The organism is Bradyrhizobium sp. Gha, assembly GCF_900113735.1.
GTDB lineage: Bacteria > Pseudomonadota > Alphaproteobacteria > Rhizobiales > Xanthobacteraceae > Bradyrhizobium.
Genome location: NZ_FOQM01000053.1, coordinates 15,427 through 32,051, shown reverse-complemented (window position 1 = coordinate 32,051; position 16,625 = coordinate 15,427). Strand labels below are relative to the sequence as shown.

The following is a 16,625-nucleotide window of genomic DNA, read 5'->3' as shown; positions in this document are numbered from 1 at the left end:
GTAGGTCTCACGTCAGGGATTTCGGTGGAGGAGCAGTGGATTCGCGCACCACCAGAGAGAAGTCGATCTCGCGGTGCATGATGGTCTGCTCGCCGGCGAGGCTCCGCACCAGATATTCGCCGGCGCGCTGCCAGGTTTCTCCGGTCGGCACCTGGATCGTGGTCAGGCTCGGTCGCAGATGCCGGCTCCAGTCGAGGTCGTCGAAGCCGACCACTGACAGATCGCGCGGCACGGAGAAGCCGTCCCGCTCCGCCTCGAGCAGCACGCCATAGGCGATGACGTCGTTACCGCACACCACGGCCGTGGGGCGGTCTTTGAGGTTGAGCAAATGGCGGGCCGCCTCGCGCGCGTCGTCCAGGGTGTAGGGAACCTCGACATGCCATTGCGGCGAGAGCTCGATCCCGTTCTCCGCGAGCGCACGGCGAAAGCCGGCGACGCGGGCGCTGGCGCGGTCGTTGTTGCGCTGGAGCGCCGAGACGATCCCGATGCGGCGGTGGCCGAGCTCGATGACATGCGCTGCCGCGCGATGGGCCGCGGCCTCGTTATTGGTACCGACGCAGGGGTAGGGCCTGTCAGGCTGATAGATGCCGACGTTGATGAACGGCACCGCGTTGTCCGCGAGCAGTTTTCGCAGACCCTCGTGGTGGCAGTCGCCGCGCAACACCAGGCCGTCGACGCCACGACTGATCAGATTGCGCGCCTGCTGCAATTCGACGTCGAGATCGTAGCCGCTCGTGGTGAGGAACAGCATGTAGCCGACCGACGACAGATACTGCTGCAGCGAGGAGATGCCGCGCGCGAACATCGTGTTGTCGATGGTCGGCACGATCGCGCCGAGCGTGCGCGAGCGCCGCGACGACAGAATCCGCGCCGGCGCATGCGGGATGTAGCCGAGTGCGTCGATGGCCTGCTCGATGCGAGCGCGTAAGGAGGGGCTAACCGCATCGGGATTGTTGAGGGCGCGCGAGACCGAGGCTGTCGAAACGCCAGCGCGGGCCGCCACGGCGCGGATGCCCTGCTTGATAGACTTGTTGATCGACTTGGGGGCCGTCAGTCCCATGATGTGTAACGTTACATTGCGCGGCGCGAACAGGTCATAGCGGCGCCTTTGCGAAATCTGCCGCAGATTGTGCGGCCTGTCTATCGCTTGACATCGATGGCTTGGGGTCTATTTTGTAACCGTTTTCAAATGTGTTCAAGCGCGTTTAAAAAGGTCCGCCAAATTAAGGCGGCCAGCCGGGAGGAGAGTTCGATGAAGGCCAGGATGCTCGCGGCACATGTCGCGCTGCCCGTTCTCGCAATTGCCGTCGTCAATGGGCAGGCGCGCGCCGCCGACTTCGATTGGATGAAGTTCAAGGGCAAGACCGTCACTTTTCTCGCCAACAACAATCCGGTTGCGCAAGCGCTGCTCACCTATAAGGCCGATTTCGAGAAGCTGACCGGCATGACCCTGAAGGTCGACGGCTATCAGGAGCAGCAGATGCGCCAGCGTCTGGTCACCGTCATGAATGCGAGCAGCGACGAAATCGACGCGTTCATGACGCTGCCCTCGCGCGAGGGCGAGCAGTTCGCCGCCGCGGGTTGGTACGGCGATCTTACCGCGATGGCCAAGAACGAGGTCGCCAAAGACTATGATCCGAACGGGCTGAGCCAGGCCCTGCTGAAGGCCGCGACATTCAACGGCAAGCTGACCAGCATGCCGATGAACATTGAGGGCCCGATCCTCTATTATCGCACCGACGTCTTCAAGAAGTGCGGCCTCGAGGCCCCGAAGACCATCAAGGACGTGGAGGCCGCCGCCGAAAAGATCAAGGCTTGCGACAGCGCGGTGACGCCGTTCGTCTCGCGCGGCCTCAAGCCCGCGGTGGCCTACACTTTCAGCAACATGCTGCACAACATCGGCGGCACTTACATCGCCAACGGTAAGTCGAACCTCTGCTCGACCAAAGGCAAGGAGACTCTCGAGACTTATAGCAGGCTGCTGCGGGACTTCGGACCGCCCGGCGTCGTCAATTACAGCTTCCAGCAGATCTCCGCACTCTACCGCAGCGGCCGCGCCGCGATGGCGTTCGAATCCTCGAACGAGCTGCGCACCGTGATGGAAGGCGGCGCGCGCCTGAAGGACACCGGCCTGTTGCCGTTCCCGGAGGGTGAGGCCGGCCAGGTGCCGACCACGATCGGCTGGGGCATGGCGGTGTCCTCGCACAGCAAGCGGCCCGAGGCGGCCTGGTATTTCGTGCAATGGGCGACCAGCCCCGAGGTGCAGAAGAAGATGGCGCTCCAGGGCATTGCTCCGCCGCGCCCGTCGGTCGCGAAGGACCCGGAGTATCGCAGGTGGATCGACGAGGAGCCGGTCCGCAAGGAATGGCAGGCTGCGCTCGACGTGCTCGCCACCAAGGGCTCCTCCGAGGTCGGTTATCCCATTGTCGCCAATCCGGAATCGCGGGAGTTCATCGGCCAGGCTGTGCAGGATCTGATCCTGAAGCAGAAGCCGATCGAGCAGGCCTGCGCCGATGCCGACAAGGCGCTCGACGCGCTGATCGCCCAGAAGTAACGGCTCGACGCCGGCAGGTGTGCGGCCTGCCGGCACCCATCCCCTAGGAAATGCAACGCATGTCGGACACGGCTGCGACACTCACGCAGGACCGGCAGAAGCTGGAGATGGCGGCGCTCTCTGCGCCGGCCGTGATCTTCACGGTCGGAATGATCGCGTTCCCGGTGGTCTATACGATCTGGCTCGGCTTCCAGACTTTCTCCTCGACCGGCAAGCAGTCCTTTGCGGGCCTTGCCAATTATTCCAAGCTGGTCGCCGACTACGAATTCTGGCACGGGCTATGGGTCACGATCGCGCTCTACGTGCTGTCACTGGCGCTCCAACTCCTGTTCGGCGTCTGGCTCGCGCTGGTGCTGTTCCACGCCAAGCGCCTGCCGGGCGTCGTGCGCTCGCTGTTCATCTCGCCCTTCATGATGCCGCCTGTGGTCGCCGGCATGATGTGGCTGGTGATCCTCGATCCCTCGCTGGGCGCCGCAAACTACATCCTGCAAGCGCTCGGCCTGCCGCCGTCGGACTGGCTTGCTTCGCCGACATGGGTCATTCCGACCGTGGCGCTGATCGACAGCTGGCAGTGGACGCCTTACGTCGCTCTGATCGTGCTGGGCGGCCTGCAGTCGCTGCCGCCGAGCGTCTACGAGGCCGCGCAGATCGACGGCGCATCCCCGTTCAAGACCTTCCAGCGCATCACGTTGCCGCTCCTCTTGCCGACTATCGTCACCGCGGCGATCCTGCGCAGCGTCGATCTCTTGCGCTTCTTCGACATCATCTACATCACCACCCAGGGCGGCCCGGGCAACGCCTCGAACACGCTCAATATCTACGGCTTCCGGGTCGGCTTCGAGTTCTTCAACATCGGTTATGCCAGCGCCCTGATGCTGACGCTGACGGCGATCGTGTTCGGCGCCGTGCTCGCCTTCAATCGTCTTCGTGGCGCAGTGGCTTGGTGATGTCATGAGCGACGCCGCCAACACAGACCGCTGGATCCGCTGGCTCAACACCGTGCAGCTCGTGCTCGCCGGGCTGCTCATCATGGCGCCCACGGTCTGGATGGTACTGTCCTCGTTCAAGCCGTCCTTCGAGGTCACAGCCTATCCGCCGACGCTGGTCTTCTCGCCGACGCTGGAGAACTACGTCGAACTGACCAGGACGACGCCGTTCTTGAGCTACGCACTCAACAGCCTGATCGTCACCCTCGGTTCGACCGCGCTAGGTCTGCTGTTTGGAATCCCTGCGGCGTTCGCCGTGTCCTGGACGCGGATCTCGTGGCCGGCGATCCTGACACTCGCCGCCCGCATGGCGCCGGGCACGCTGTTCCTGTTGCCCTGGTACGTCATGTTCCGGCAAATCGGCATGATCGGCTCCTACACCGCGCTGATCCTCAGCCACGCGGTGATCACGTTGCCGATCGTGATCTGGGTTCTGCTGCCGTCCTTCGATGGCATCCCGCGTAGCGTCTTTGAGGCCGCGCAGGTGGACGGGTGCAGTGTGACGCGCATTCTCTGGCGCATCGCGCTGCCGCTTGTGGCATCCGGGGTTGCGGTTTCGGCGATTCTCGCCTTCGTGTTTTCGTGGAACTACTTCCTGTTTGCGCTCGTGCTCTCCAATGGCGACACCAAGACGCTGATCGCGGCGGCCTTCAACTTCATCGGCGAAGGCTCGACGCAATGGGGCGCCCTCATGGCCGCGGCGACGCTAATCGCGCTGCCGCCGCTGGTGCTGGCCGCCCTCGTTCAGCGCTGGCTGGTGTCCGGACTGACGCTCGGCGCGGTGAAAGGCTAGGCATCTGATGAGCTTGTCTCCCCGTCCGAATTCGATCATGCAGGCCGCGGTCTTCCACGGCAACGATCGCATCACCATCGGGCGCGTGCCGATGCCCGAAGTCGGCACCGGTGAGGTGCTCGTGCGTGTCTCGCGCACCGCGCTGTGCGGTTCGGACTTCAAGCTCTGGCACAAGGGCGCCGAGTTCACCGCCGGCCACGAAATCTTTGGCGTGGTCGAGCAGCCCGCCCATCGTCTGCACGGCCGCCGCTGCGCAGTCTACATCCCCCTGCATTGCGACCATTGTGCCGCCTGCAAGCGCGGTGACACCCAGATGTGTCTGGAGGTCTCCAGCCTGATCGGTTGGAACAGGCCGGGCGGGTATGCCGAATACGTGCCGGTGCCGGAAAACTGCCTGCTGCCGGTGCCCGACGATATCGAGGACAGCCTCGCGCCGCTGCTGCTCGACACCATCGGCACCTCGGGTCACGCCGTGCGCTTCGTCGGCCAGGTGGTGCCGCCGACCGAGGCCGGCCCCGTGCTCGTGATGGGAGCAGGGCCCATCGGCCTCGGCGTCGTGCTGGCGCTCCGCGCACTTGGCTACAATGACATCTACGTTGCCGACCCGAACGCGGCGCGTCTCAAGATCGCGCAGTCCTTCGGCGCCAAGGCGCACCCGGTCGGTGATACCTCCAGGCGCTTTGCCCTCATCATGGAATGCTCGGGCGCACACGCGGCGCGCAATCTCGGCATCGAGCTGGTGCTGCCGCGCGGCGCCTTGGTGCTGGTGGGCGAAAACGCCGCGCCCTGGACCATCGAGGAAGGCAAGGTGTTCCGCCGCAAGGATTTTTACATGATCCGGACCTTCTATTTCCCGGTCTCGGATTTCGAGCCGAACGTCGAGCTGCTGCGCAAGTACAAGGACGAATATCGCGTCCTCGTCGACGGCGAGTTCGGCCTGCCGGCGCTCCCAGAGAATTTCGCCCGCTTCGCCAAGGGCGAGCTGATCAAGCCCGTGCTGGCGCTGGACTGATCGATCATGGCCTCGATCTCGATCCGCAACCTCGTCAAACGCTACGGCAATTTCACCGTGATCCCCGATCTCAATCTGGAGATCGCGGACCACGAGTTCGTCGTGTTCGTCGGCCCGTCTGGCTGCGGCAAGTCGACCTTGCTGCGCATCATCGCCGGCCTTGAGCCGATTTCGTCGGGTGATCTCTACATCGGCGACAAGCGTGTCAACGGCGTGCAGCCCGCGCAGCGCGATATAGCCATGGTGTTCCAGGACTACGCGCTTTATCCGCACATGAAGGTCTACGACAACATGTCGTTTGCGCTGGAGCTGCGGGGCACGCCGAAGGCCGAGATCGATGCTCGGGTGAAACGCGCCGCCGCGCTGCTCCACATCGAATCCTATCTCGAGCGCAAGCCGAAAGAGCTCTCCGGCGGTCAGCGCCAGCGCGTCGCCATGGGCCGCGCCATCGTGCGTAACCCCAAGGCGTTCCTGTTCGACGAGCCGCTGTCCAATCTCGACGCCAAGCTCCGCGGGCAGGTGCGCGCCGAGATCAAGGCACTGTCGCAGGAGCTGAAGACCACCATGGTCTTCGTCACCCATGATCAGATCGAGGCCATGACCATGGCCGACCGGATCGTGGTGCTGCAGAGCGGCACCATCCAGCAATATGATACGCCGGAGACGATCTACGAGCGGCCGACCAACCAGTTCGTCGCCGGCTTCATCGGCTCGCCCGCGATGAACTTCTTCCCGGTTGAATGGCGGCAGGAACGTGCGATCCTCTCGCAAGCTGGGAGGATGGTGCCGCTGGACGGCGAGACCGCGGCCCGCCTGAGCAGGGCCGGCAATGCCGTGCTCGGCATTCGTCCCGAACATTTCGCGGTCGCTTCGGATTCCGCCGATAGCATCGCCATCGACGTCAAGCTGGTCGAGCCGCTCGGCTCGGATACGCTGATCCATTTCGATCTCGCCGGAGGCTCGGCGATTGCGCGGGTCGATCCGGCCCTGCGGCCGAAGGTCGGCGATCGCATCAATCTGTATCCGCAGCCGGGCAAAACACATCTGTTCGATGCCAGCAACGGACAGGTCCTGTGGTGAGCGCATCGGTCGACATCGGCGATCTCTCGGCGCTGGCGGAGGTCGCGTCTAAAGCGAAGCCCGTGCATGTGATCTGCCTCGGCCTGTCCGCGCTCGACCAGGTCTGGCGCGTCGATCGGCCGTTCGCGGGCGGAAGCGAGAAGATCAGGGCCCTCGAGTACGGCACGCTCGGCGGCGGCATGGCGGCCAACGCCTCCGTTGCGGTGGCAAGGCTCGGGGCGTCGGTCGCTTTCTGGGGGCGAGCAGGGAACGATGCCGCCGGCCACGAAATGAAGTCGGCTTTTGCCGCCGAAGGCGTCGATGTCGAGAGTTTCCGGCTGTTTCCCCACGGCCGCTCCTCCGTCTCTGGAATCATCGTCGATAGCGGCGGGGAGCGGCAGATCGTGAATTTCCGGGGCCTCTATCCAGAATCCGCAGACTGGCTTCCGCTCGAAGGTGTCGCGCGAGCATCGTCCGTGCTAGCCGACCCGCGCTGGGTCGAGGGCGCGGCCACGTTGTTCCGGGAGGCACGTGCGCGCGGCGTTCCGACGGTGCTTGATGGCGACATGGCCGATGCCGAGGTGTTCGAGCGGCTGCTGCCGCTGACCGACCACGCCATCTTCTCCGAGCCCGCGCTCACGGCCTTTGCCGGCTCGTCCCAGGGTGAGGGCCTTGCAGCGCTTGGGCGCTTCGGCTGCTGCGTCATTGCAGTCACCCGCGGCGAGGGCGGCGTGAGTTGGTACGAGAATGGCCAGCTCCACCGGCAGGCCGCCTATGCCGTCGATGTCGTCGACACCACGGGGGCGGGGGACGTCTTTCACGGTGCCTATGCGCTGGCAATTGGCGCCGGCCTCGGGGTGCGGGCCGCCATGGCGTTTTCGGCAGCGACAGCCGCGATTAAATGCCGCCACGCCGGTGGCCGCAATGGGATCCCCGATATCAACGAGTGTCTTGCATTCATGAGGACGACGCCATGAGAACGATTGGAAAGAACCGCGGCCTGGCACGGCTTGCCGACGCGGATGGCCACTTTCGCATGGTCGCGCTGGATCAGCGGCCGCCGCTGTTCGATGCCATCGCCAAAGCAAAAGGGATCACGCGGGAGCAGGTCGAATATTCCGACGTTACGGCGGCCAAGCGCCTCCTAGTCGAGAACCTCGCGCCGCATTGCAGCTCCATGCTGTTCGACCCGAACTTCGCGGTGCCCGCCGCGATCGATCTGCTGCCGCCGCGCTGCGGCCTGATCATGACGCTGGAGGAGCATCGCGTCGAGGAGACCGCGGGCGGCCGCAAGTCGCGTGCGATCACCAACTGGAGCGTGGAGAAGATCCGCGCCATGGGTGGCGACGCCGTCAAGGTGCTGGCCTGGTACCGGCCGGACGCCGATGCCGCGGTGAACGCGCATCAGAAGAAGTTCGTGCGCGAGATTGGCGAGGATTGTGCCCGGCACGACATTCCCTACGTGCTCGAGCTGCTGGTCTATCCGTTTCTCGGCAGTGCCAATCACACGGCAGACTACGTGGAATCGCCCGGCAAGCTGCCCGGTCTCGTCATCGACAGCGTGCGCGAATTCGCCAAGCCGGAGTACGGCGTCGACCTCCTCAAGCTGGAGAGCCCGCTTGCGGCCAACAGCCTGCCGGCCCGCGACGGCAGCGCGGAAGCCAAGGCCGCGCAGAAGGAGTTCGATGCGATCGGCGACATCTGCCGCGGCCGCAACATCCCCTGGGTGCTGCTGTCGGGCGGCGCCGCGCCCGAAAAGTTCGAGCGCGTGCTCGACTATTCCTATGCTGCGGGCGCAAGCGGTTTCCTGGCCGGTCGTACGATCTGGCTCGATGCCGTCCTGAAGAACTTCCCGGACCGCGCCGCCGTCTCGGCCAGCCTGCGCAAGGATGGTCTCGGCGTGCTGGAACGTCTCAACAACCTGACCACAGCCAAGGGCATACCGTGGAAAGCCCGCTTTCCGGTGTTCACCGATATCAAACAGGAGGGTGACTTCGCACGCGCCTATTGAAATAGTGGCTCTGCGTTGTTCATCCTGATCGTAGGATCCGCGATATGACTGACGGCTTCACCATGCTCGATCGAGGCGTCCTGCTATCGCTATACCTTGCCGACGACGGTGGTAACGTCGTTCGGCGAGATGACCGACGCCGACCAGAAACACGCCGAGACCCGCGCTGCGCTTTCCACGGTTTCGGATGCCTCATCATGTTCTCCCAAGCCGAATATTTTGGCCACGCCTGCGAGCTTGAGATGGTCGAGCTGTGAGCTCGAAAGCAAGCCCAGTGTGCCCGTTGGCGGAACAGCAGTTGGCGAGCCGTGTTTCCACCTGGCTGCGTGACCACTTCTGCCGCAGCTCGATGGCACCGCGGTGACCATGACCGACGAGGTGGAACGAGTTCTTGCCGATATCGACGCCGATCACCGCGATCGCTGTGTTGAGGTTCTGAGACATGGCGTGCTCCTTGACTTGAGCGACCTTTGCCAGCTTCTCGCACTGGGGCCGGAGCACGGCCGGACCATTCCATTAGCGGACTTTCGATGATCGCGCGCGTTTCAGTACCGGAACAATGTTACGGGTGGCTAGACCCGTGCAGGAGCAGACATGCGAGCCTCGCAACGCTTCGATTGAAACCGTCATTGATGACCCCAAACATCCTTTCCGGCACATACACAGCAGGGAGGGCACTGCGCCTCGCAGTGCGCTCCCGCGCTGGCCGACGCGTCACCTTAGCTGAGAGACCGTATTCCACACAGTAGCGTAATCCTTCACGGTGTATACGACTGGCTCACCGTAGAAGTCTCCCGTCCTCGTGAAGCCACCGCTTACCTTCTCCAACTCTTTGTCAGCCAGCGGACGCTTTTCAAACTCGTTATTCGTAGGCATGATCATTATCTCCTGTTGCGGATGACCGGCCATACGCGGCCAGGCGCGCATAAGTCGGGCAAAGAAGCGTCACGGTCTGTGATCGCCGTCACCTTTCGGTCCTTTCGGAGTTCTGCCGCGAGTCCGCTGCTGATGTTGTTGTCTAATCGCTGCTGAGGCGTCTATAATTTCGCTCAGGAGATACTGCCGGGTGCATGGTTGTCTTCGCGGTCGGCATTAGCCGCCGCATGATGGAGCGTCGCAGGACGAGCCTTCAATGTGGACGACGCACTTTGCTGAGTCAGCAGTGCAACAGCATCAGCGGAAGGGCTCGGCTCACGTCCCGGCAGGGACACCTTGGGGGTTCAGGTTCTGAACGCTATCGGGACTTATGCGGTGGGTCCGGCATTCGGATTGAAGAGTTCGCCAGTCTTAAGCATCGTATGCATTATCACGCCAGTTCGCGCGCCACGGCCACGGCAGCTCCTTTGAAGCCGATCCTCTCCCGGAGCTTCAGACCGAAGGCGGTTGCGGTGATCGCACCGATCCCGGGAATGGACATAAGGATGCGAATGCCACGCCAGGCTTCCAGCATCGGAAGCACGATCGATGCAAGTCCGTCCTGATCGGCAAGAAGGCTCCGGACGTTCTTCTCGAAGGTGCTTCCCTTTCCGGCAGAAACGACCAGACCGAAGGTTTTCATGACGCCGCGGATCTGGTTGGAAAGCTCGGTAGTGATTCGGACCAGCCGCGTCCGCGCTGCGACAAGCGTGCGGGTTAGCATGCTGTCGAATCCCTTCACACGCACCTGACGAAAGAAGCCGACTTCTGCGAGTTGCGCCAGGCCATCGGCGTCGTTTGCGTCCGTCTTATTCGCCATCGAGCGCCGCTTTAGCATGGCGCGCATCGATGCAGATCGCCGGCAACCCTTCGATGCGGAGAGAATGATAGAACCACACCGACAGCGGCCCGGTCTCGAATACGACGCGTTTCACGGATGGCGCCCGCTTGCGGATGAGCTCGGCTATGATTCTGTGGGATCAGATGCGCACTTGCCGCGCCAGATCCGTTCACCTGCTCGGCGGATCGAGACAGTCGTCTCTTTCATCGACACGTCGAGACCGATATATTCTTCCATGGCTGTTCTCCATTCGATGTTTGGGCCCGGCGTCCACTCGTGAGCCCGTATTTCCATCCTATCGGGGAACAGTCACCAGCTTCCATTATCGGTTGGGCCTGATTCAGGGTGACTCGCTCCCGCGATTACCCCATGTGGACGGCTCCTCCGCCGGCACGAGAGTGCTAAGGAGTGGGTGCCGTTTTAAGGCTCCCGCGATCGGAGGAGCACCCTATGCAGTCAATTTCGACCATCGGTCTGGATATTGCGAAGTCGGTCTTCCAAGTGCACGGCGTTGATGGATCGGGCCAAGTGGTCCTGCGCCGTCAGTTGAAGCGCCGGCACCTCTTGGCCTTTTTCCAGAAACTGGCGCCATGCCTGGTGGGTATCGAGGCGTGTGCCTCATCACACCATTGGTCGCGCGAGCTGCAGGCGTTGGGGCATACCGTGCGCTTGATGCCGCCGGCCTATGTGAAGCCCTACGCCAAGCGGCAGAAGAACGACAGCACCGACGCTGAGGCGATTTGCGGAGCGGTTGCCAGGCCAAACATGAGGTTCGTGCCTACCAAAACGGTCGAGCAACAGAGCTGTCTGATGCTTCATCGCGCGCGCCACCTCTTCATCAGACAGCAGACTGCTGTCATCAACTCAGTCCGCGCCTATCTTGCCGAGTTCGGGATCGTAGCGCCCGTCGGACGCAGGTGTGTCGAGCAGCTGCTGGAAGTGGTCGTCGACAACGCCGAAGACCGGGTTCGGGAGGTCGCCCGGATGTGCCTTGCTGCTCTTGGTAGTCAATTGCGCGCCCTGAAGGCCCAGATCCTTGAGTTCGACCGACGCATCATCGCTTCGCATCGATCAAGCGCGGCGAGCAAGCGGCTGGACGCGATCCTGGCGTTGGGCCGGCATTGGCAACAGCCCTGGTAGCCAGTATTGCCGATCCCAAAGCTTCCGATCCGGGCGAGACTTCTCGGCCTGGGTTGGGCTTGTGCGGAAGCAGAACTCGAGCGGGGGTAAGGACAAGCTTGGCAGTATCAGCAAGCAGGGCGATTGCTAATTGCGCAGCCTGTTCACGGCTGGTGCGCTCGCGGTAATCCGCTATGCCAAAATCCATGGCACCGATCACCGGCCCTGGCCCACGCAATTGTTGGCCCGGCGGCCCACGAAGGTCGCGGCCATCGCGCTCGCCAATAAGCTCGCCAGGATGGCTTGGGCGATGATGGCCAGGAACGAACGCTATCAGGAGCCGGCCGCGCTAGCGGCCTAAGCGAGATCGCGCCGCATCTGCGAAGTTACGCCGTGCCTGATGGAGGTCCGCTTATGTGAAGGGTTTCGGATGCCGGCCGCATGATTGACGGCGCGGCACATTCGAGCGGCCGGCGTCCGAAAGCCTCCAAGGGAGGAAACCGCGCATTGCCCTCGGTGATGGCGGAGGAGAGGTCGAGGTCTGAGCGGAGCAATTCGAGATTCATCATCCGGTGTTCTCTCACCCAATTGGGTGAAGTTCCATCGCCAGTCCCAGCATGACTGCTACATGGCAAGATAACGCCGGCGGATATCCTCGTTCCTGGCGAGACCGGCCGTATCCTGGTGGTGCACCACTTTACCTTTATCGATGACTACGGCCTCGTCCGCAATCCGCAGGCAGAAATGCATGTTCTGCTCTGCAAGCAGGATGGTGGCTCCGCTTGCTCCCAGTTCGCGCAGCATCCTACTGATGGTGGCGATCACGATGGGCGCGAGCCCTTCGCTCGGTTCGTCGAGCAAGAGAACCAGAGGATTGCCCATCAGAGCCCTCGCGATTACCAGTAATTGCTGCTCGCCGCCGGAGAGGCGGTCCGCATGACGCGCCCGAAGATTTGCGAGCAGCGGAAAGGTGTCCCAGATGCGCGGCAGCGTCCAGTCGCGCCGTCCATCGGGACCGCTCTTAGCCGCGATCAGGAGATTGTCCTCGACGCTGTGCTCGGGGAAGACCTGGCGATCCTCGGGCACATAGGCGAGGCCGAGCCTGGCGCGCGTATGCGGCGGCGCGCGGGTGACGTCGCGGCCGTCGAAAACGATGCGGCCGCTCCCGGCCGGCACGATTCCCGCGAGCGTCTTCATGGTTGTGCTCTTGCCCGCGCCATTGCGGCCGAGCAGCGCCAGCGTACGCTTCTCTTGGAGTGAGAGGTCGATATCGAACAAGATCTGGCTGGCGCCATAAAAGGCGCTCAATCCTTCGGCGCGCAGGAGCTCCGTCATGCGGCATGTTCCTCCTTGCCAAGATACGCGTCGATCACCGCCTGGTTGTTGCGGATCTGGTCCGGCGTGCCCTCGGCCAGGACCCGGCCGTAGCACAGCACGCGAATGGTGCTCGCGACCTGGAAGACGATGTCCATGTCGTGTTCGATGAACACCAACGTCAGCTTGCGCTGGTCCCATAAGCGTCGAACGCGCTCGATCATGCGCCAGCGTTCGTCGGGGCCCATGCCGGCCGTTGGCTCATCAAGCAGGAGCACCTTCGGTTCGAGCGCAAGCGCGATTGCGATATCGAGCAGCTTCTGGTCGCCGTGGGAAAGGATGGCAGCCTTGACATTCTCGACGTGGGTCAGGCCTACTAAGTCCATCACCTCTCCGGCGCGCTCTCGCACGCCGGGCGGCGGAAAGCGGCGAACGATGTTGCCCCACTCGCCGAGACGGGCCGTAACGGCGGCCATTAGGTTCTCCGCCACTGTCATGCTCGGGAAGCAGCTCGCCACCTGAAACGCCCGCCCGATGCCAAGCTGCATGCGTTCAGTCTTGGAGCGACGGACAACGTCGTGACCCTCGAGCAGCACCTCCCCGGCATCGGGGGCGAACGCGCCGCTGATCAGGTTGAAGAAGGTGCTCTTGCCGGCGCCGTTGGGGCCGATCACCGCCGAAAGCGAGCCTGACGGAAAGGTTAGCGACACATCGTCGATCGCCCGCACGCCACCGAACGATTTGGTGAGATGTCTAATCTCGAGCTTCATTGTGAATCTTTCGACCAGGCAACTCGGAGAAAATCCAGCACGCCGCGGCGCAAGCCTAGGGCGAAAATGAGGATCACAATCCCCAGCACCAGCCCCTGATATTCGGTGACGCGTGCTACGGCGTCATTCAATGCAAGCAGGATCGCCGCGCCGAGAACCGGTCCGAGGAAGCTGTTGATGCCACCCAGCATGACGGCAAAGATCGCTTGCCCCGAATTCGGCCAATCGGCGAGTTCGGGATACGCCCCCGACACGAACAGTGCGGCCAGCACGCCGCCTAGCCCTGCGAAGCCGCCGGCGATGGTGAAGGCCCACAGCCGGGCGCGCCACAGAACCACGCCCAGAAAGCCCGTGCGACTCTCGTTGTCGCGGATCATGCGTAGCGTCTGGCCAAAGGGGCTTGCGGAAATGTGGCGTAGCGCGAGCAGGCCGAGCACCGCGACGACGGCGCAGCACTGGTAAAGATGAAGCTGCGAGGCGAGGTCGAAGCCGAAGATCTCGCGGCGCGGCAGGCCGCCGCGCAGGCCCTGATCGCCGCCGGTGAGGCTCTGCCAGGAGATGATGACGCTGTAAATCAGCATCTGGAACGCCAGCGTGATGAAGGCGAAATAGTCCGTGCTGAGGCGGACGCAGATAGCACCGACGCAGAGCGCGGCAACCGTCGTGAACAGCACCGCGAGCATGGCGGCGACCGGCAGTGAGAGCTCGGTCATCTGCATCATCAATGCGAAGGCGTAGGCGCCCAGCCCATAGAACATGCCATGCCCGAATGAGACCATCCCGGTGTTGCCGACCAGGAGGTTGAGCGAGGTCGCAAACAGCGCCATCGAACTTAATCGGATGACGAAATCTTCGAACGCGGGGCTGCGATGGACGAACGGGACTACAAGCACGATAAGCAATGCCACTGCTGCAATCGCCGTCTCGCGCGTCCCTGAGCGGCGGTTGCCCTTCATAGCCGCCGGCCGAACAGGCCCTGCGGCCGGAGCAGCAGGATTGCGATCATCACGATGTAGATCAGGCCATCGGTGAACTGGGGGAAGCCGATCGTGCCGAAGCCGCGGACCAGCCCGATCAATAGCGCCGAAGCCAGCGCACCCGCAATCGAGCCCATGCCGCCGATCACAGTGACAATGAAGCTCTCGATCAGGACTGAAAAGCCCATGCCTGGCGACAGCGAACGCACCGGGGCTGCGAGCGCGCCGGCGAGCCCCGCGAGCCCGCCGCCCACCGCGAAGACGATCGCAAACAGCAGCGTGGTGTTGACGCCGAGCGCGGATACCATTTGAGCGTTGATCGCCGCAGCGCGCACGGTTTTACCGAGCCGCGTCATCGACAAGCCGAGGCCGAGAACGATCGCGATCAGCGCAGCGATGCCGATCAGCACAGCGTAAAATGGGGGCACCACACCACCCGCGATGAAGAGGGGCGGCACCTGGAACGCCTGCGGCATACCCATGGCATGGAATTCGGGCCCCCAGACGATCTTCACGAGATCGTCGAAGATCAACACGACAGCGTAGCAGATCAGAAGCTGCATCAGGACATTGGAGCCATAGACGCGACTTATCAGCGCGCGCTCAAACACGACGCCGAACAGCGCCATCGATAGCGCGCCCGCCAGCACCGCCAGCATATAGCTGTCGGTCACGCCGAGTGTCGTATAGGCGACGTAGCCGCCTAGCATGTAGAAGGTGCCATGGGCGAAATTCACGATCTTCAGCACGCCGAAGATCAGGGTCACGCCTGCCGCCACCAAGAACAGCAGCATGCCCACAATCAGCCCGCTGGTGGTTTGGGTCACCACACAGGCTGATGTTGTGAGGCAGGCGCCGAGCGCGTGGAGGTCCATCTGAGCTCAGATGTACCTCTGCTGCTTCTTCCACTCGGTCTCGAGCTCAATGATCTTACCCCAATCGGCGGCCTTCACGTCGACGATGAACGGCTCCTTCGGTATGGTCTGGCCCCAGCCGATGGCATAGCCTATCGTGGTGTGGTCGTCGCGCATGGTGATCGTGCCATCGACGCCGAACGGCGTGTAGATCCTCATCCCGGAGAGCGCAGCGGCGAGCGCCTTGCCGTCCAGCGCGTTCGCCTTCTTGATGGCCTGCTCGTAGAACTGCATAGCCACCGTGTTCTGCCACGACCAATTCGTCGGCCGCTCGTTCCACTTCTTGAAGTAGGCTTGGCCCCATTCCTTGTTGGCGGGCGTATCCGGGAAGGTTTCGAGATAGCGGGTTGCCGACTGGATGCCGGCCGGCAGGTTCTTGATCGCAGCCAGTACCGGATAATCGACATTGGGCGTCGCCACCGCCATCTGCGCGAACAGCGCATAGATGTTGCCCTGGTTCACGAACGCTGAGAGGTCGCCCGCATAAAGCAACGTGAACAGCGCCTGCGGCTTGGCCTGGATCAGCTTGGTAATCACTTCGGTGAAGTCGGGCTGCCCAAGTTTGGGCCAAGCCTCGGTGATCACCTCGAGGTCCGGCTTGAACTGCTTGAAGAACTGCAGGTATTGCGCGGTGGTGTCGCGGCCGTAGGCGTAGTCAGGCGAACAAGTCGCCCATTTGTTGAGCTTCTTGGCGCTGGCGTATTCGGCGAGATAAATGCTGCCGGCGACCGCGTCGTGCACGCCCTGCCGCGCGACGCGGAACGCGGTGGGCGCCCGGATCTTGGGATCGGCGGTCAGGGACGAGGTCTCGCTGTTGGTGTGGATACAGGCGACGTCGAGACTGCGCACGACTTCCTGGACTGCGAAAGAGGCCGACGACGCCTCGGCATCGATCAGGAGTTCGCAACCTGAGCTGTTCACCAGCTCGCGCGCGATGCGGGCGGCCTCCTGCGGCTGGCCCTTCGAATCGCGGTACACGATTTCGATCTGGCGGCCGAGAAAGCCGCCGGCCGCGTTGATACGGTCCTGCTCCATCATCAGCGCGTTGCGCGACGACGTGCCGAGCAGCGCGATCGGCCCCGACAGGATGCTTTGCATCCCGATGCGCAAGGTGTTGGCCTGTGCCCTTGCCACCCAAGGAGCCGCCAGCAAGCTGGCGGTACCAGCGGCCAGCACAGTGCGACGCGTGATGACTGCGCTCATTGAACCGCACCTCCCATAGACTCGTTGCCGGGACTGCCTTGAAGACACCCGGCTGTTCTTATTCAGGCGTGGACTGTAGATCGGCGGTCGCTTTTTGATCAACTGACATTTGCGACTGGCCCAACCAGTAACGGCGGCGCGGTTGCGACGCTAGGTC

The 16,625-nt window shown here is 63.1% G+C and carries 15 protein-coding genes and 3 pseudogenes; 10 read left to right on the top strand and 8 right to left on the bottom strand.

Translation table 11 applies throughout. From position 1 onward, the window contains the following. Positions 1 to 7: 7 nt before the first annotated feature. Entirely contained in the window at positions 8 to 1,060 is a 1,053-nt protein-coding gene (locus BM222_RS36495; protein ID WP_092239492.1) for a LacI family DNA-binding transcriptional regulator, read from the bottom strand. A gap of 192 nt (positions 1,061 to 1,252) precedes the next feature. Between BM222_RS36495 and BM222_RS36490 the strand changes: the two genes are divergently transcribed. Genes BM222_RS36490 through BM222_RS41570 form a run of 8 tightly spaced genes read left to right on the top strand, consistent with a single transcriptional unit; the run spans position 1,253 to position 8,672 of the window. Beyond that, on the top strand, positions 1,253 to 2,554 hold the full coding sequence (locus BM222_RS36490; RefSeq protein WP_092239491.1) for an ABC transporter substrate-binding protein: 1,302 nt from the start codon (positions 1,253 to 1,255) through the stop codon (positions 2,552 to 2,554). A 59-nt stretch (positions 2,555 to 2,613) separates the two neighbouring features. Further along, positions 2,614 to 3,501 (top strand): carbohydrate ABC transporter permease, encoded by an 888-nt coding sequence (locus tag BM222_RS36485; RefSeq protein WP_092239490.1) that lies wholly within the window; start codon positions 2,614 to 2,616, stop codon positions 3,499 to 3,501. 4 nt (positions 3,502 to 3,505) lie between these two features. Continuing rightward, positions 3,506 to 4,333, top strand: a complete 828-nt coding sequence (locus tag BM222_RS36480) for a carbohydrate ABC transporter permease (RefSeq protein WP_092239504.1) — start codon at positions 3,506 to 3,508, stop codon at positions 4,331 to 4,333. 7 nt (positions 4,334 to 4,340) lie between these two features. Next, a complete protein-coding gene (locus tag BM222_RS36475) occupies positions 4,341 to 5,345 on the top strand; it encodes a zinc-dependent alcohol dehydrogenase family protein (RefSeq protein ID WP_092239489.1) in 1,005 nt (334 codons plus the stop codon). Between the two features lie 6 nt (positions 5,346 to 5,351). After that, positions 5,352 to 6,425 (top strand): ABC transporter ATP-binding protein, encoded by a 1,074-nt coding sequence (locus BM222_RS36470; protein WP_092239488.1) that lies wholly within the window; start codon positions 5,352 to 5,354, stop codon positions 6,423 to 6,425. Then, a complete protein-coding gene (locus BM222_RS36465) occupies positions 6,422 to 7,381 on the top strand; it encodes a sugar kinase (RefSeq protein ID WP_092239503.1) in 960 nt (319 codons plus the stop codon). Before BM222_RS36470 ends, BM222_RS36465 begins: the two co-directional genes overlap by 4 nt. Next, positions 7,378 to 8,415 (top strand): tagatose 1,6-diphosphate aldolase, encoded by a 1,038-nt coding sequence (locus BM222_RS36460; RefSeq protein ID WP_092239487.1) that lies wholly within the window; start codon positions 7,378 to 7,380, stop codon positions 8,413 to 8,415. Before BM222_RS36465 ends, BM222_RS36460 begins: the two co-directional genes overlap by 4 nt. 44 nt (positions 8,416 to 8,459) lie before the next feature. After that, complete coding sequence (locus BM222_RS41570; RefSeq protein WP_177243676.1) at positions 8,460 to 8,672, top strand: hypothetical protein; 213 nt, start codon at positions 8,460 to 8,462, stop codon at positions 8,670 to 8,672. Between the two features lie 40 nt (positions 8,673 to 8,712). Here BM222_RS41570 and BM222_RS40605 read toward each other — a convergent pair. Continuing rightward, positions 8,713 to 8,829: pseudogene (locus BM222_RS40605) on the bottom strand (IS110 family transposase); the annotation flags it as partial. Here BM222_RS40605 and BM222_RS41565 point away from each other — a divergent pair. Further along, positions 8,782 to 8,949, top strand: coding sequence for a hypothetical protein (locus BM222_RS41565; protein ID WP_177243675.1), 168 nt, complete (start codon positions 8,782 to 8,784; stop codon positions 8,947 to 8,949). The pseudogene BM222_RS40605 and the gene BM222_RS41565 sit on opposite strands and share 48 nt — an antisense overlap. A gap of 710 nt (positions 8,950 to 9,659) precedes the next feature. Here BM222_RS41565 and BM222_RS36445 read toward each other — a convergent pair. After that, positions 9,660 to 10,408, bottom strand: a pseudogene (locus BM222_RS36445) (IS110 family transposase). Positions 10,409 to 10,621: 213 nt separating this feature from the next. Here BM222_RS36445 and BM222_RS36440 point away from each other — a divergent pair. Continuing rightward, positions 10,622 to 11,651: pseudogene (locus BM222_RS36440) on the top strand (IS110 family RNA-guided transposase). Positions 11,652 to 11,914: 263 nt separating this feature from the next. Here the strand turns inward: BM222_RS36440 and BM222_RS36430 are convergent. From BM222_RS36430 to BM222_RS36410, 5 genes are read right to left on the bottom strand one after another with little or no spacing between them, the layout of a single operon-like run. Further along, the gene (locus BM222_RS36430) at positions 11,915 to 12,625 is read right to left on the bottom strand and encodes an ABC transporter ATP-binding protein (protein ID WP_092239483.1); all 711 of its coding nucleotides are present in this window, start codon (positions 12,623 to 12,625) and stop codon (positions 11,915 to 11,917) included. Next, positions 12,622 to 13,332 carry an ABC transporter ATP-binding protein gene (locus BM222_RS36425; RefSeq protein ID WP_244547399.1) on the bottom strand — a complete coding sequence of 237 codons (711 nt, stop codon included), beginning with the start codon at positions 13,330 to 13,332 and terminating at the stop codon, positions 12,622 to 12,624. The genes BM222_RS36430 and BM222_RS36425 overlap by 4 nt, the downstream gene beginning before the upstream one ends. 38 nt (positions 13,333 to 13,370) lie before the next feature. Continuing rightward, positions 13,371 to 14,282, bottom strand: a complete 912-nt coding sequence (locus BM222_RS36420) for a branched-chain amino acid ABC transporter permease (RefSeq protein WP_244547398.1) — start codon at positions 14,280 to 14,282, stop codon at positions 13,371 to 13,373. Between the two features lie 44 nt (positions 14,283 to 14,326). Then, complete coding sequence (locus BM222_RS36415; protein ID WP_092239480.1) at positions 14,327 to 15,226, bottom strand: branched-chain amino acid ABC transporter permease; 900 nt, start codon at positions 15,224 to 15,226, stop codon at positions 14,327 to 14,329. Positions 15,227 to 15,232: 6 nt separating this feature from the next. After that, positions 15,233 to 16,468 carry an ABC transporter substrate-binding protein gene (locus tag BM222_RS36410; RefSeq protein WP_092239479.1) on the bottom strand — a complete coding sequence of 412 codons (1,236 nt, stop codon included), beginning with the start codon at positions 16,466 to 16,468 and terminating at the stop codon, positions 15,233 to 15,235. Positions 16,469 to 16,625 lie beyond the last annotated feature (157 nt).